The organism is Acinetobacter sp. YH12219 (genome assembly GCF_013417875.1).
Classification (GTDB): Bacteria; Pseudomonadota; Gammaproteobacteria; order Pseudomonadales; family Moraxellaceae; genus Acinetobacter; species Acinetobacter amyesii.
The window spans coordinates 102,823-118,963 of record NZ_VPDC01000013.1; the positions used below are offsets into that span (position 1 = coordinate 102,823).

12 protein-coding genes and 1 pseudogene are annotated in these 16,141 nt (G+C 42.3%); 6 read left to right on the forward strand and 7 right to left on the reverse strand.

Annotated elements, in window-relative coordinates:
* Positions 1–78 precede the first annotated feature (78 nt).
* From FTV04_RS10015 to FTV04_RS10025, 3 genes are all read right to left on the reverse strand, one after another.
* Positions 79–2,484 carry a glucose/quinate/shikimate family membrane-bound PQQ-dependent dehydrogenase gene (locus FTV04_RS10015; protein WP_180089369.1) on the reverse strand — a complete coding sequence of 802 codons (2,406 nt, stop codon included), beginning with the start codon at positions 2,482–2,484 and terminating at the stop codon, positions 79–81.
* Between the two features lie 170 nt (positions 2,485–2,654).
* Entirely contained in the window at positions 2,655–3,908 is a 1,254-nt protein-coding gene (locus FTV04_RS10020) for a carbohydrate porin (RefSeq protein WP_257221018.1), read from the reverse strand.
* A 216-nt stretch (positions 3,909–4,124) separates the two neighbouring features.
* Complete coding sequence (locus FTV04_RS10025) at positions 4,125–5,246, reverse strand: CaiB/BaiF CoA-transferase family protein (protein ID WP_180089371.1); 1,122 nt, start codon at positions 5,244–5,246, stop codon at positions 4,125–4,127.
* 210 nt (positions 5,247–5,456) lie between these two features.
* Here FTV04_RS10025 and FTV04_RS10030 point away from each other — a divergent pair, with 210 nt between their 5' ends.
* Positions 5,457–6,467, forward strand: a complete 1,011-nt coding sequence (locus FTV04_RS10030; protein WP_078190094.1) for an AraC family transcriptional regulator — start codon at positions 5,457–5,459, stop codon at positions 6,465–6,467.
* 49 nt (positions 6,468–6,516) lie between these two features.
* Here the strand turns inward: FTV04_RS10030 and FTV04_RS10035 are convergent, their stop codons facing one another.
* Positions 6,517–6,924, reverse strand: coding sequence for a hypothetical protein (locus tag FTV04_RS10035; protein ID WP_257221015.1), 408 nt, complete (start codon positions 6,922–6,924; stop codon positions 6,517–6,519).
* Positions 6,925–6,992: 68 nt separating this feature from the next.
* Here FTV04_RS10035 and FTV04_RS10040 point away from each other — a divergent pair, with 68 nt between their 5' ends.
* The 3 genes from FTV04_RS10040 to FTV04_RS10050 all read left to right on the forward strand — a co-directional run bounded on the left by FTV04_RS10040 (position 6,993) and on the right by FTV04_RS10050 (position 10,865).
* Positions 6,993–8,198, forward strand: a complete 1,206-nt coding sequence (locus tag FTV04_RS10040) for an acetyl-CoA C-acetyltransferase (RefSeq protein ID WP_180089372.1) — start codon at positions 6,993–6,995, stop codon at positions 8,196–8,198.
* 11 nt (positions 8,199–8,209) lie between these two features.
* Complete coding sequence (locus FTV04_RS10045; protein WP_180089373.1) at positions 8,210–10,342, forward strand: 3-hydroxyacyl-CoA dehydrogenase NAD-binding domain-containing protein; 2,133 nt, start codon at positions 8,210–8,212, stop codon at positions 10,340–10,342.
* 184 nt (positions 10,343–10,526) lie between these two features.
* Positions 10,527–10,865, forward strand: coding sequence for a hypothetical protein (locus FTV04_RS10050; protein WP_078190097.1), 339 nt, complete (start codon positions 10,527–10,529; stop codon positions 10,863–10,865).
* A 79-nt stretch (positions 10,866–10,944) separates the two neighbouring features.
* Here the strand turns inward: FTV04_RS10050 and FTV04_RS10055 are convergent, their stop codons facing one another.
* A complete protein-coding gene (locus tag FTV04_RS10055; protein WP_257221016.1) occupies positions 10,945–11,370 on the reverse strand; it encodes a GNAT family N-acetyltransferase in 426 nt (141 codons plus the stop codon).
* Positions 11,371–11,381: 11 nt separating this feature from the next.
* Positions 11,382–12,625, reverse strand: a pseudogene (locus FTV04_RS10060) (SAM-dependent methyltransferase).
* Between the two features lie 107 nt (positions 12,626–12,732).
* On the opposite strand from FTV04_RS10060, the gene FTV04_RS10065 reads away from it, so the two are divergent.
* Both FTV04_RS10065 and FTV04_RS10070 read left to right on the forward strand, forming a co-directional pair.
* Entirely contained in the window at positions 12,733–13,374 is a 642-nt protein-coding gene (locus tag FTV04_RS10065) for a hemolysin III family protein (RefSeq protein WP_180011623.1), read from the forward strand.
* Positions 13,375–13,519: 145 nt separating this feature from the next.
* Positions 13,520–14,833, forward strand: a complete 1,314-nt coding sequence (locus FTV04_RS10070; protein WP_111885003.1) for an MFS transporter — start codon at positions 13,520–13,522, stop codon at positions 14,831–14,833.
* Positions 14,834–15,130: 297 nt separating this feature from the next.
* On the opposite strand, the gene FTV04_RS10075 is transcribed toward FTV04_RS10070, so the two are convergent.
* Positions 15,131–16,141, reverse strand: a complete 1,011-nt coding sequence (locus FTV04_RS10075) for a metallophosphoesterase (RefSeq protein WP_180005126.1) — start codon at positions 16,139–16,141, stop codon at positions 15,131–15,133.

A 16,141-nucleotide genomic window follows, 5' to 3' on the forward strand; every position in this document is an offset into this window, starting at 1 on the left:
AGCATAAATTTACATAAAGAATTTAAGCCAATAAAAAGCCCGATAAATCGGGCTTTTTATTTAGCGATGTAAAATCACTTATTTTTTATCTGGTAAAGCATACGCAACAAGGTAATCACCAAGTTTTGTACCAAATGAACCATGACCACCAGCCATGATCACAACATATTGTTTACCATTTGCTTCATAAGTCATTGGAGTCGCTTGACCACCTGCTGGTAGACGACCTTCCCACAAAGTATCACCATTCGTTACATTGATTGCACGGATATAGTTATCTTGTGTTGCGCCTACAAACATGACATTACCAGCAGTCGAGATTGATCCACCAAGACCCGGTACACCAATTTTCACAGCAGGTAATTGGAACAATTTCGGTAAACTGTCACGAATTGTACCTATACGTTTTTTCCAGACTACTTCATGTGTATTTAAATCTACACCTGCAGTAAAGCCCCATGAAGGTTGTTTACAAGGTAAGCCAAGTGGTGACAAGAATGCTTTGATTTCCACACCATAAGGTACGCCATACATCGGTTGCACGCCTTGTTCAGTACCCGCACCTTTCGCAGTTTGCTCACGGTTTGGATCTGTAGGAATCAACTTAGTCACAAATGGCAAGCCAATTGGGTTCATCACAGCAACTTGACGGTCTTGGTTCACCGACATACCACCCCATTCGAATACCCCAAGGTTACCAGGGAATACCAATGTGCCATTTTCAGATGGTGGTGTATAAATACCGTCGTAGTTTAATGATTTGAAATACACACGACACATCAACTGGTCAAACATAGTGGCACCCCACATTTGTTTATCAGTCAATTTATCTTTTGGTGCTAAATCAAAATCAGAGAACGGTTGAGTTGCAGAATAATGCTCACCTTTAGTTTGTGGACCACGTTTTACAGTTTGTGGAACTGCTTTTTCGGTGATTGGCACAATCGCTTTACCGGTACGACGGTCAAGGACGAATGCATTACCTGTTTTGGTTAAGACATAGATCGCAGGAACAATATTACCTGATTTATCTTTGATATCTGCCAATGAAGGTTGTGATGGTACATCCATATCCCACAAATCATGATGTGTGGTTTGGAAATTCCAAATCAATTTACCAGTCGATGCATTGATCGCAAGCATTGAGTTTGCATAGCGTTCATCTAATGGCGTACGGTGACCACCGAAGATATCCGGAGTACCCACACCTGTTGGAACATAGACGATATCTAATTTTTCATCATATGCTAAAGGTGCCCATGCGTTTGGAGAAGCAACAGAGAAGGTTTTTCCTTCGCCAGGCATAGCATTCGGGTCTTGTGCACCCGTATCAAAGATCCATAATAATTCACCAGTATTAACATCATAACCACGGATGACACCAGATGGCTCTTTAGTCGAGAAGTTATCAGTTGTTGAACCGCCAATCACAATGGTTGTGCCAGTAACCACTGGAGGTGAAGTTGGGATATAACCGCCCGGATACGGATAAGGCATATCTTTTTGTAGATCGACTTCGCCGTTATGACCAAAATCACTACATGCCTTACCTGTGTCAGCATTGACTGCAACCAAACGACCATCATTTACAGGCAAGATCACTTTGCGCGGACATTCAGTTGAAGTCGAGCGTTTGTTCTCTAAGCTTTTTGCAAACTGAGTGGTATTTGCAGCGTCAAAATAAGACACACCACGACATGTTAAATGTTGATAGGTATTGTCCGCTTTAAGTTTAGGATCGAATGCCCATTTTTGTTTACCTGTAGCAGGATCAAGTGCAATTAAACGTTGGTGAGTTGTACACATAAACATGTCATTGCCGACTTTAATCGGAGTGACTTGGTTTGTGGTTTCACCTGAGTCATTTTCTGTTGGTAACTCACCTGTACGGAAAGTCCATGCTACTTCTAAATCTTTAACGTTGTCGCTATTGATTTGGGTAAGTGGAGAATAACGTACACCACCTTGTGTACGACCATAGGCAGGCCAATCTTCAGGAGCAATACCCTCAATCGCTTTGGCTGTTTGAGGTTGTGCATTTTTAATTTCACCGTGAATTTCTTGTGGATCATTAAAAATTGAATAGATCATCACGATAATCGCAATCACCAATGTGCCTGATAATGCAATTTTCGCAGTTTTGCCATTTTCCATACCGCGTGTCACGGCAGGAATCAGTAACCAAAGGCCCAATAAGCCTAAAATATCAAAACGCGGTGCAAGTGCCCAAAAGTCAGAACCTGCCTCCCAAAGTCCCCAAATCACTGTACCCAGCATCAACGCTGCATAAATGTATAAAGAACTGTTTTGAATTTTTCTTAAGTATATTGCTGAAGCCAGCATTAACAGGCCGGCGATTATGTAGTACCAAGAACCGCCAAGGACTGCCAGCCAGATACCACCAATCAATAGAACTAAGGCGAAAACTGCCATCACAACGACGGTAAAAGTTCGCATCCCAGTTCCAGTAGATGGGTTGCTCATGTTGACCACCTCTATTGTCGAATGTTGTATTCGGTGCGTGAAACACATTCAACACACCACCATTTTTATGTCGCAAAGAGAAGTTGTTACAAAAACAATTCAAGAGGAAATATCGTAATTTTTCTCAGAATTACCGAATTGCTTTTATAAGAACTCTAATTTGACATCAATTAAAATGCTGTTTGAAATTTGATACCGCCGACCCACGCATTCTCACCATTTTTGTAAGCACCGACGTGACGGATATATTGAATATTTGGACGAATAGTCAGCCAGTTTGCTGCATGAATACCGTAGTAAATTTCTGCGTCATACTCTTCACTTTGTAGACCGCGTGCATCAACGCTGTTATTGGCATCATTCACATCATCATTAATGCTGATACGACCTAAACCAATCGCAATTTCATCCTGAGGACGTGCATCGAATGCACCTTTGTAGACCAAGCCAATGTTTTGCATATCACTCACATTGTTGGTGTCTGAGTCATGCACGGTGACATTCACAAAACCGCTTAAGCCACGTGAAGCATCGTCTTTGTGTGCTGTCAGTTGTTGTTTCGCCACAATCCAACCACCTTGATGGTGATCTTTTTCATTTACTGGGCTATCAATGACATCGGCATCAGCGGTACTGTAGTAGTAACCTGCACGGTATTCACCCGGTAGCTTTTGTGTCCCCACTTTTGGAGTCCACACCACTTCAGCAGGAATAATCGCACCTTTAGAACCATCAGTACTCAAGTTCCAACCTTTACCACGTTTTAGATTTTCAGGGTTGTATTCATACACACCAGTTTGTACATAAAATTCTGGGTTTACGTTGTATTTAACACGAGCCGCCCATTGTGAAACTGGCCAGTTGTACCATTGGTCGCCCACCCAGTTACCTACTTGTGAACCACATAAAGCTAAGTTCTGAAAATCACAATCGAAACTGTTAAAATCCTCACCCTCACCAAAACGTCCGACTTTGATATCTAATTTTTGATCAAAGAATTTTTTCTTGATCCAAAAGTCTGTTAAACGCCAAGTTTGACCGCGACCCCATACCTCTTGTGCTGAGCTTAAATGTCCATTTTCAACACCTGTAGATTGGCCATTTAAAGCACCAGAGGTTTGAGAGAGAGATCGACCATTACGCTCTGTAATGTTAATTTGCGCTTCGGTATCCTTCCAGCCTGCTATCTCTTCTAAGTCTAAGTGAGCACCTATAACAAATTGATCTGCATATTCAGTGCCATGACTTGAAGCATGCTTTGCATCTAACAAAGTGGCTAATTCGCCACCATAACTAAAACTAAAATCGTAACCTTTCTGTTGAAGCGCTGTTCGTTGACCGTTCCAATCACCGAACATCCATGGGCTTTCAGAACTGAAAGCATCTGCAGCAGTTGCCGCTTGGGTTGCTGAACCCGCAAGCATTATTCCGAGGCTAAGATATAAAGATCCAAGTTTACTCACAGCTATTTTCATTTGGAGACCTATATACCAATTGTGTTAATAGCTCATATAATACTCTCACATTTGTATAATTTATTTATTTTTTTGTTAACAACGCTCAATATTTATATGGATATTTATCTAATTAAGAGATTTTAAAGGTTTTATTGTTTAACTTATAACCTTTTTTCATACCATTCATAACCAATTATCCGCACCTAAAGTTTTACCCACATGGGTATAAATCAATGCTGATCTAGAAAATTTAATTGGGCATGCCAGTTGAGTTTGTGTCATTGTGTCGCCTTCTTGTAGCGGAACTTCAACACACCAATGCCGCTCTTGGGCCAATTGTGAATTTAGAGCTTCATCCAAACTTAAAACTGGCTCCACACAGACATCTTGAGTGGCAAAGATCATTTTCCACTCATCCCATGTTTTGGTCAGTATCTTGCTGGCAACTGCATGCTTAATTTCAGTCTGATATTGTGAATCAAATGACATGCCTTGCGTCGCTAAAGCGGGTAAATCTAGAATTTGCGCCAATCCATGTAAAAACTGCGGCTCTAGACCACCTATAGACAGATAACGACCATCTTGAGTTCGATAATAGTCATAGAAACTTCCGCCATTCAGATGTGCAGTTTCTGCCGCGGTTACCGCATTGGCAGCCAATACGCCAGCTGCAGCCATATTGTTCAATGCGACGGCACAATCGGTCATGGAAATATCAATATATTGCCCTAAACCGCTACGGTAACGCTCAATCACCGCAGCTAAGATGCCAGTAATTGCATGCATTGATCCGCCTGCGACATCGGCGATTTGAATCCCCATCGGTGGCGGGCCACTATCTTGGCGTCCGCTATGACCTGAAATGCCTGATAAAGCCAAGTAATTGATGTCATGCCCTGCGCGGTCTTTGTAGTGCCCAGTTTGACCATAACCCGTAATCGAGCAGTAAATAAGTCGCGGATTAATTTCGGCCAAATCTGCATAATCCAAACCCAGGCGTTGCATGACACCTGGACGAAATTGTTCTACGACGACATCAAAATCTGAAATTTTGGCTTTGATCAATTCAATACTTTTCGGATCTTTTAAATCTAATGCGATGGATTGTTTATTGCGATTTAAATAACTATGCGCTGTGGCTTGCCCATTGGCATAAGGTGGCATCAAACGAACCAGATCGGGACGCGTCGGTGACTCAATATGCACAACTTCCGCACCCATGTCAGCCAAATACAAGGTCGCAAATGGCCCTGGGAGTAATGTCGAAAAGTCGAGTACTTTCAATCCTTTTAAAGCAGCTTCCATGGATATTTTTCTCTAATTGTGTAGATTTTTTATCCATGGTAGAAATATAAAATGATTAAAACAATGTCATGTTCAGCCATTTACCTTGATAGTTTCGGCAATTTACCATGTAAAAATGGTAAAACCGCTGTTGTAAATTGCCATGATTTCTTTTTTTAGCGTCATTTAGGTCAAACATTTGTGAACATTAAAGAGACTGAAGGATTAAACATGAGTCGTGATACGATCAGTATCCATTTCGTCAACGCAGCCTTAACTGGTGTGAAACGTCTCGGCATGGATGTCGAAACTTTATTGTCTCATGTTGGCATTGAGGCTGAACTTCTACGCCAACCCAAAGCGCGTATTTCACCTGAACAATACACACGTTTTATTAAAATGTTGTGGATGGTGACCCAAGACGAACACGTCGGTTTTGATATTCAGCCGCGCCGCTTGGGTACTTTTGCCATTATGTGCCAATTGATTATTCATGCTAAAACCCTCGGTGATGCACTTGAACTGTCTTCGCAGTTCTACAAACTGTTTGGTGATGAATGGTCGGTGACACTAGAACGTGATAAGCACGAAGCACGTTTAGTTCCTCAAATTCCAAAATCTATGGACCCAGACCATTTCATTACAGAAAGTATGCTGATGATTTGGCATGGTCTCGCTTCTTGGTTGATTGAACGTCGTCTGCCTTTAGAACGCGTACACTTCGGTTATGAACGACCTGAACATGCTGACGAATATGATGCCTTGTTTTTTGCACCTGTCATGCAGTTTGATACACCACGAACTGAAATTACATTTGCAGCGGATTATTTAGATTTACCCATTCGTCAAAACGAAGAAACGCTTGAAGAATTCTTAAAAGCAGCTCCTGCACAGTTATTGGTTAAATTTAAAAATACCAATTCATTAACATCTCGTATCCGTGATGTGCTGAAGAGTCAAATTGGTGAAGAAATGCCAACCTTGAACGATGTTGCGTCAATGCTGTATCTATCGCCGCAAACACTACGTCGTCGTTTAGCCGCTGAAGGTAAGAGCTACCAAGGTGTAAAAGATGCTTTACGTCGAGATGCTGCAATTCACTTATTGCTTAACCCAGACTTAACGCTTGAAGATGTTGCACAGCAAGTCGGCTTTAGTGAAACAAGTACTTTCCACCGCGCATTTAAAAAGTGGACCGGTGTAACACCAGGCCTATATCGCCAATTACATGGTTATCACTAAGCAATATTCAAAAATAGCATTCTCTAAAACCTGATCTTGATCAGGTTTTTTATTTCGGAAAATCTGCACGTTGTTTTTGACAAAGCAATGGATCGACGGGCGTGATCACGCGTTTGCCATCCTGTATCCGATACATTTCTGCCTTGGTCACATGATCATTTCGATCATACTCACAGGCTAAACCGCCCGTCCCTTCATCTGAAGGATGAATGCCATAAATCATATAAATATAAAAAACGATTATGCATACAAAACCTAAGCAGCCAGCAAAAACAAGCCAAGCCAGACTTTTCAACACTCGCTTCACATTTTTATGCATAAGCAGATCTTCAATTTGTACTGAATCGATAGCAACTGATCTTAACCGACCCTCGGTATCAATATGCAGTTTGATTTTGACCTTATTCAGCAGCAAGCGTTGACCAAAAATATCAAACGACTCGCCCGTTCTCATCATTGCACTGGCTTGATTAATCCGTACACTCAAAAAACCAATAAAAATTTATAGATCATAGGGACAGGATTATGAGCGAGGCTTACATTATTGATGCCATTCGCACACCGCGCGGCAAAGGTAAAAAAGACGGTTCGCTGCACCAAGTCAAACCAATCAGCCTACTGACCGGTTTATTGAACGAATTGCAAAACCGCCATCAATTTGACACAGCTGCAGTAGACGACATTGTACTGGGCTGTGTGACTCCCATTGGTGATCAAGGCGCGGACATTGCCAAAACCGCAGCGATTGCAGCAGGTTGGGACAATGATGTAGCAGGCGTCCAGATCAACCGTTTTTGTGCATCAGGTTTAGAAGCCGTGAATATGGCAGCGCAAAAGGTCCGCTCTGGCTGGGAAGACCTTGTGGTGGCTGGCGGTGTAGAGTCGATGTCTCGTGTGCCAATGGGCTCAGATGGCGGCCCTTGGGCGCTCGACCCTGAAACCAATATGGCCTGTGATTTTATACCACAAGGCATTGGGGCAGATTTAATTGCCACCATTGACGGTTATAGCCGAGCAGATGTGGATGCCTTTGCAGCCAACTCTCAGCAAAAAGCAGCCGCAGCTCAAGCCAATGGTTATTTTGACCAATCTGTCGTTCCTGTTAAAGACAAAGCAGGCGTGACTATTTTAGCCAAAGATGAATTTATTAAACCAACGACCACAGCAGAAGGCTTAGGCAAGCTCAATCCAAGTTTTGCCATGATGGGGCAAATGGGCTTTGATGCCATCGCCTTACAAAAATATCCTGAAGTGGGTGCTGTTAACCATGTACACCATGCAGGCAATTCATCGGGCATTGTCGATGGCGCTGCAGTGGTGTTGCTTGCCTCTGAAAAAGCCGTAAAAGAACAAGGCCTAAAGCCACGTGCCAAAGTGCTCGCAACTGCATTAGTGGGCGCAGACCCGACCATTATGCTGACCGGCCCTGCACCTGCTGCACGTAAAGCCTTAGCCAAAGCTGGCTTAACCATTGATGATATTGACCTGTTTGAAGTGAATGAAGCTTTTGCAGCAGTCGTGATGCGTTTTATGACCGAACTCAACGTTGACCCTGCCAAAGTCAATGTGAATGGCGGCGCAATTGCATTAGGACATCCGCTGGGTGCAACAGGCGCCATGATTTTAGGAACCCTGATGGATGAACTGGAACGCCAAGGTAAAAAGCGCGGTTTAGCGACTTTGTGCGTAGGCGGCGGTATGGGCATCGCAACGATTATTGAGTTGGTATAAGGAGAATAAAAATGAGCGCAATTCAATTTGACAAAAATGCCGACAATATCGTCATTTTAACTTTAGATTCTCCAAACCAATCTGCCAACACCATGAATGCAGACTTCCGTACGGCACTGGCTGAAACACTAGACAAACTGCAAGCTGACGAAAACATCGCAGGGATCATTTTCCGATCGAACAAAAAAACCTTCTTTGCCGGCGGCGACTTAGACGAACTGATTCAAGCTACACCTGAGCATGCAACTGAATTCTTCAATATGATTGAAGAGATGAAAGCCAAACTTCGTTATATCGAAACCCGTGGCATTCCAGTTGTCGCAGCCTTAAATGGCACAGCGCTTGGCGGTGGCTGGGAGTTAGCTCTTGGCTGTCATTATCGTATTGCGCTGAATGATGCTAAGGCGAAATTTGGCTTACCAGAAGTGACCTTAGGCTTACTGCCGGGCGGTGGCGGTATTGTACGTATGGTACGTTTATTAGGTCTGCAGAATGCATTTCCGCTCCTGATGGAAGGCAAACAAATTGGTGTCGATAAAGCTAAATCACTGGGACTGATTCAAGACACGGTAGATAGCCTTGAAGAATTGATGGATAAAGCCATCTCTTGGGTCAAAGCTAATCCAAAATCACAGCAGCCCTTTGATGTAAAAGGCTACAAAATTCCGGGCGGTACGCCATCTTCACCTGCAGTGGCGCAAATGCTCGCCATTGCCCCTGCTATGCTGCGTGACAAAACCAAGGGCTGTTACCCTGCACCCGAAGCCATTATGTCGGCTGCGGTTGAAGGCGCTCAAGTCGATGTCGATACGGCGCTCACGATTGAATCACGTTATTTTACTTACCTTGCAACTGGTCAAATTTCTAAAAACATGATCGGCACCTTTTGGCATGGTCTTAACGCCATTAAGTCAGGTGCAAGCCGTCCAAAAGACGTGGCGAAATGGCAAGCCACTAAAGTCGGCATTTTGGGTGCAGGCATGATGGGTACAGGCATTGCTTATGCCACAGCATCAAAAGGCATTGCAGTTGTACTCAAAGATGTTTCTCTTGAGGCTGCTGAAAAAGGCAAAGCCTATAGCCAAAAACTGCTAGATAAAAAAGTATCTCAAGGCCGTTTAAGTGCAGAAAAACGTGATCAAGTTTTAGGACTGATTCATGCCACTGCAAATGCGGCAGATTTACAAGGCTGCGACTTGATCATTGAAGCTGTGTTTGAAAATGTCGAATTGAAAGCCAAAGTGACGCAAGAAACAGAAACCTATTTGGCAGATGGCGGTATTTTTGCATCCAATACCTCAACCTTGCCAATTTCAGGCTTAGCCAATGCATCTCAAGATCAAGCTAAATTTATCGGTCTGCATTTCTTTAGCCCTGTCGATAAAATGCAATTGGTCGAAATAATTAAAGGTAAAAACACGTCAGCTGAAACCTTAGCCAAAGCCTATGACTATGTACAGCAAATTGGCAAAACACCAATTGTGGTGAATGACAGTCGCGGCTTCTTTACCAGCCGTATCTTTGGCACTTTTGTACAAGAAGGTTTACGTCTACTGTCTGAAGGCGTACACCCTGCCCGCATTGAAATGGCTGCACTAAAAGCTGGCATGCCTGTAGGCCCATTGGCGATTCAAGATGAAGTGTCTTTAACACTCTCTGAACATGTCGCGGCCGAGACACGTAAAGCCTTGCAAGCTGAAGGCAAAGACCTGCCTCGCTCAGGAGTGGATGACGTGATTCAAACGATGATTCATGAGTTTGGCCGTAAAGGTAAAGCTGCCGGCGCAGGTTTTTATGAATATCCTGAAGGCGGTAAAAAGCACCTCTGGGAAGGCTTGAGTAAATGGCAGAAAGATAATGCTATTTCTGAACAGGAAATGATTGACCGCTTCCTATTTGTACAGTCGCTCGATACGCTACGCTGCCTAGAAGAAGGTGTTTTGGAATCGACTGTCGATGGCAATATCGGTTCAATCTTCGGGATTGGTTTTGCCCCTTGGACAGGTGGTGCACTTCAATTTTTAAATCAATATGGTTTGGAAAAAGCGCTATTGCGTGCCAATACACTAGAAGCAAAATATGGCGAACGCTTCAAAGCACCGCAATTGCTGAAAGACAAAGTGGCGAAAGCTGAGAAGATTTAATTATTCATTTTGAGCATGCAAATTTTGCTGTTCAATCACATCAAAAGGAGCTTCGGCTCCTTTTAATTTTCCTTCGCATTCGCGTGTTTGCAAACAAGTCTAGATTTTAAGCGAACTCTCATCTGTTTTATGTTATAAAGTAACAAGTTTTTTGATTTCTTTTTATCCGATTGAGTAGCTTGTTATGACTGATCATACTTCTCCTGAAAAATCACCGTGGGGCTGGAAAGCACTGATTATCTTCTGTATTTTAGGTGCGCTATTCATGGGTATTTTCTGGCTTGCTGTGACCAATGAACCAGACTATATGCCGAGCCAACAGAAAAAAGACAATACTCAACAGCATGCATTTAAAAATGCCCCTGTGATGTCAGAAGAAGCGTTGAAAAAGGCGCAAGCTGATCAAGCAGCTCGTGAAGCTTCTGCGCCGACTGCAGCAGATATGCATATGACCGAAGAACAACATGCACATATGGATGACATGAGCCCTGAACCTACTGCATCGAATGATCATGGTCACTAAGCTTTGACCCAATCTATGCAAATAAAAAACGCTTAAAATATTAAGCGTTTTTTATTTATAGCTGTCCAATTTTAAGTATTTAAGCCAAAGCCATATACATATCTTGATGCGGAATACCACAATCTAAATATTCATCACCTTCAACAACAAAACCCAACGCTGCATAAAAAGGGATAGCATGCACTTGTGAAGATAGTTTTAAATATTCACGTTGCTCTAATGTCGCTTGTTGAATGATGGCTTGCATCAAGATTTTACCAATCCCCTGACCGCGATGAGCCTTTAAAGCAGCAACACGGCCGATACTGTTATTTTTCAACAAACGAGCAGTTGCAACAGCTTTCATCCCATCATGAACAATAAAATGCAGTGAAATCGCATCTTCTGCATCCCACTCATCCGCGGGCGATATCTGCTGTTCTAAAATAAAGACCTGTTCACGTATCGGTCGAGCTGCAGATGCCAGTTGCTCCCACGGTCCGAATTGAATATTTAACTGCTGCATCCCTTCATCCTTTAGCATTTACAGCCAATATCTTGCTGGTCCCATTGATCATTCAACAATAATTCTAACGAATGCTTTTGAATGCCATACATGTCTTTTAAAGCTTGAATCTGTGCCAATACCGCTTGATCAGGTTCGACATAGTCTGCACGTTTGGTTGCCAAGATCATTTTATTTTTACTGGTATGTTCAAGTGCCACAAATTCAAAGACTTTGGTTTCATAACCATATGCTTTTAATAAAAGTGCACGAATCGTGTCAGTAAGCATCTCTGCTTGCTGGCCTGCATGAATACCAAATTGCAACATCGGTGCAAGTACTTGCGGCGCTTTCAATTGCGGACGCAGTTCTTTATGACAACACGGCGCACACATGATCATTTGCGCATTTAATCGAATACCGGTATGAATCGCAAAGTCCGTTGCCACATCACAGGCGTGCAGCGCAATCATGACATCTAAGCGCTCAGGCGCATATGTACGCACATCGCCTTGGAAAAAATCGAGTTTGCTAAAATTCGACTGCTGCGCAACGCTTTGGCAAAATTCCACCATTTTCGGATTCAGCTCAACCCCTGTCACTTTAGGCACTTGCTGGTGTTTTGCTAAATAATCATATAGTGCAAAAGTCAGATAGCCTTTACCTGAACCAAAATCCACGACATGTAGAGATTGATTGGTCTCTTTGATCTGGCTTAAAGCGCCTGAAAAAATTTCTACAAATTTATTAATTTGTTTCCATTTACGTGCCATGCTCGGAATAATTTGTGCTTTTGCATCCGTAATACCGAGTGGCTGTAAGAAATAACTGTTTTGATCGACATAGCGATGTTTCGCTCGATCATGTCCTTGCTGCTCCGTAGGAATTTTCCCTAAGGCTGGCTGCTTTTTGCTGATGCTTAGCATCGCTTTCTTTTTATTTTTTTTGAGCTGAATTTCTTCATCCAAGGTCATCAGGTTGGCTTGCTTACAACAACTCAATAAACTTTCGACTTGTTGATATGCGGATGCGATTGGATAGTTTTTGGTGATGTCTTGGGTTTTGTAACGATATAAACAGCTGAGAAATGACTCACCTTGCAGCGAAATGACTCACCTTGCAGCGAAATGACTCGTAAGGTCATTTTTTCTAATTGGTCTAATTCACCTTTATACTGACTCAAGATCATGCGATCAAAACGCTGTGTTTCAATGGCTTGCTGAAAGGCTGCTAAAAATTGCTGCTCTTGCGTAGAGGGAGAAGCCAAAGATGACATAATATAAACCTAGATAAATTTGCAAAACAATTTTAAATCTTCTTACACCAAAAGCAAAATTGAATTACTATACACTTGTATATTTAAATTATTATAAAAGATACGTTATGAATGCTCCCCACCTTTTAGCTTATGACCCAGCTGAAGAAAGACTGAATTTCTATACCCATGCTTTCGGTGCAGCGTTGTCTGCTATCGCAGGTATCCTACTGATTTTAAAAGGATCATACCTTCCAACTGGACAATGGCTTGCACTTTGGGTGTATGCATTCAGTATGCTGTTATTATTTTCGGCTTCGAGTCTATATCACTTCGCAGAGTCTCCTGAGCGCCGTGGTTGGTACAAAAAACTCGACCATACCGCAATCTATTATTTAATTGCAGGTACTTACACCCCGTTTCTGGCAATCGCACTGCCTACCGCAAAAGCGCATTATTTACTCATTGCACTGTGGGTTATTGCCGCTATTGGAACACTATTCAAATTAATTTTCATTCATCGTTTTCAAAAGATTTCGTTGATTGCTTATTTGGTGATGGGATGGCTTGCAGTACTGGTAATGGATGATATGCAACGCTTTTTATCTGATCAAGCTTTAACCTACCTGATCATTGGCGGGCTATCTTATACAATCGGTGCATTGTTTTATGCCTTAAAAAAGGTAAGATATACACACGCTATCTGGCATATTTTTGTATTGATAGGTGCAGGATCACATTTCCTGTCGATTTATCTCTACGTGATATAACCCACTGACACTGCATTCTTTAGTGACCCTAATTCCGCAGTCCGTAAGTTGGTATTTCGTATTTTTTTAAGAAATTACGCCTTTTTTAAAAAGATTACGCTTTTAAAACTAAGTTCAATTATTTTTAGTAAGTGTAAGGTCCACCATGGCGTCTTCAAGTGCTGCTGCCACTGAACAGCAACCAACAAATTCAAAATTCCGCGTACTTACAGCAAGTCTTGTAGGTACCACAATCGAATTCTTCGATTTCTACATCTATGCAACTGCGGCTGTAATTATCTTCCCGCATCTGTTCTTCCCTGCAAGTACAGATCCAACAACCGCAACGATTCAATCTCTAGCAACGTTTGCGATTGCCTTTATTGCTCGCCCGATTGGTGCAGCATTCTTTGGCCATTTAGGTGACCGTATCGGTCGTAAAGCCACATTAGTTGCCGCTCTCCTCACCATGGGGATTTCTACAGTATGTATCGGCTTGCTTCCAACCTATGCTCAAATTGGTATCGCTGCTCCGCTCATGCTTGCACTTTGTCGCTTAGGTCAAGGTCTGGGTTTAGGTGGTGAATGGTCAGGTGCCGTGCTACTTGCAACTGAAAATGCGCCAGAAGGCAAACGTGCTTGGTATGGTATGTTCCCTCAATTAGGTGCGCCAATCGGCTTTATTCTTGCAACAGGCTCATTCTTGACCTTAGGTCACTTCATGTCTGAAGCTGAGTTTATGCAATGGGGTTGGCGTATTCCATTCATTGCAAGTGCGCTATTGGTTATTGTCGGTCTGTGGATTCGTTTAAAATTACATGAAACACCAGCGTTCCAAAAAGTATTGGATAAGCAAAAAGAAGTAAATATTCCGTTCAAAGAAGTGATCACTAAGCACTGGGGGATGTTAATTCTCGGTACGATTGCCGCGATTTGTACATTTGTAGTGTTCTACTTAACCACAGTATTCGCTTTACAATGGGGTACAACCCAGCTTGGTTACACACGTGAAGAATTTTTAAAACTTCAACTGGTTGCCACACTTTGTTTTGCTGCCTTCATTCCACTTTCTGCTGTATTTGCTGAAAAATTTGGTCGTAAAACGACTTCGATTGCGGTATGTGTTGTATCTGCATTGTTTGGCTTAGTCTTCTCAAGCATGCTTGAGTCTGGCAGTACTGCGATGGTGTTCTTATTCCTATGTATCGGTCTTGCGATCATGGGTTTAACCTATGGTCCAATTGGTACGGTATTGTCTGAAATCTTCCCAACGTCTGTACGTTACACAGGTTCAGCTTTAACCTTTAACATGGCAGGTATTTTTGGTGCATCTTTCGCACCACTGATCGCAACTAAACTTGCAACTGGCTATGGTTTATATGCAGTAGGTTACTACCTAACTGCGGCATCAATCCTTTCATTGATCGCGTTCTTAATGATTCGCGAAACCAAAAATGATGATGTGAATAATCAGGTTTAATCTGTACATAATAAAAAAGCCAGCACATATTGCTGGCTTTTTTATGTCTCAAATTGAGTCAATGAACTGATGAATACTCTGTAGTTGACAGCATTTTAAATAATTAAATTCATGCATGCAGCTTAGATCCCACTGAGTAGCAATACACATCTTATGTTGCAAGACACGGTCATTCACTTAATTTCAAACAGCAAATGAATGGCACGATTCAATTTTATTAACCAAACAAGGCCTGTAGCTCTACATCAAGAAGAACATTCACCAAACCGTTTAGCGATAATGAACGGTAGTTTTTGATTAAACCAACTCGATAATATCAATGGTCGGTGGCACAAGAAAACGGAAAGGTACCCCAACCATGCCCGTACCAACAGTGACAAAGACATCTGCATTGTCATGCTGATATAGCCCTTTTTTATGACCTAAAATCGACACTTTTTTCATTACATAATCGGTCAACCATGGCAATTCCACTTGTCCACCATGTGTATGACCCGACAACATCAATGGTCGTCCCGGAAGTTTAGGTACCATATCGACGGTATCTGGATTATGCGACAAAATGATCCAAGGCTTATCTTGTGGCAATTCTGGCAAATAGCGCATATCGGCTTTACCTGCCCACAAATCCCCAACGCCTAATAAGCGAAACTCATTAAATTCCACCACTTGCCCTTCGATATCCACCACATGATTACTTTCTAATGCATGTTTTAACAGCGCTTGAATAGGCGGACCGGGATATTGCTCATCATGATTACCATTCACCGAATAAATTGGAGCAATAATTTTTTTCAGTACAGCCAATTCTTCAGCTAACTTATTTTCTGGCTCGTAAGTCCAATCCCCTGCAACCACGACCAAATCAGGATTTTGCGCATTGATTTTATCGACGATCATTTTTAACTGACGTTCATGACCTGAAAATAAACCAATGTGTAAATCACCAATTAAAGCAATGCGAACTGGCTTTAATAATTGTCGTGTTTCGTTTAATTGATATTGGCATTTTTTCACCTGAATCATGTGCGGCTCGATAAATCGGGCATAGCACAAAAGCCCCGTAACAGCACCGACAAAAATCGCTTCATGTAGTGAATAATAGCCACTCCAGCCTGCATAAAAGCTAAAGAAGAACAAAGGGATAAGTAAATACGAAAGATAAAATGCCAACAAATGTACGAAGGCTTTAAACGGATGAATCGTTTCCGTGCGTGACTGACTTAACCAAGCTTGGGAAATTGCCCAAACGCCCAGCACAGCCAACCCGATATAAAAATACATCACTACGGAATCTAATTCCCACAT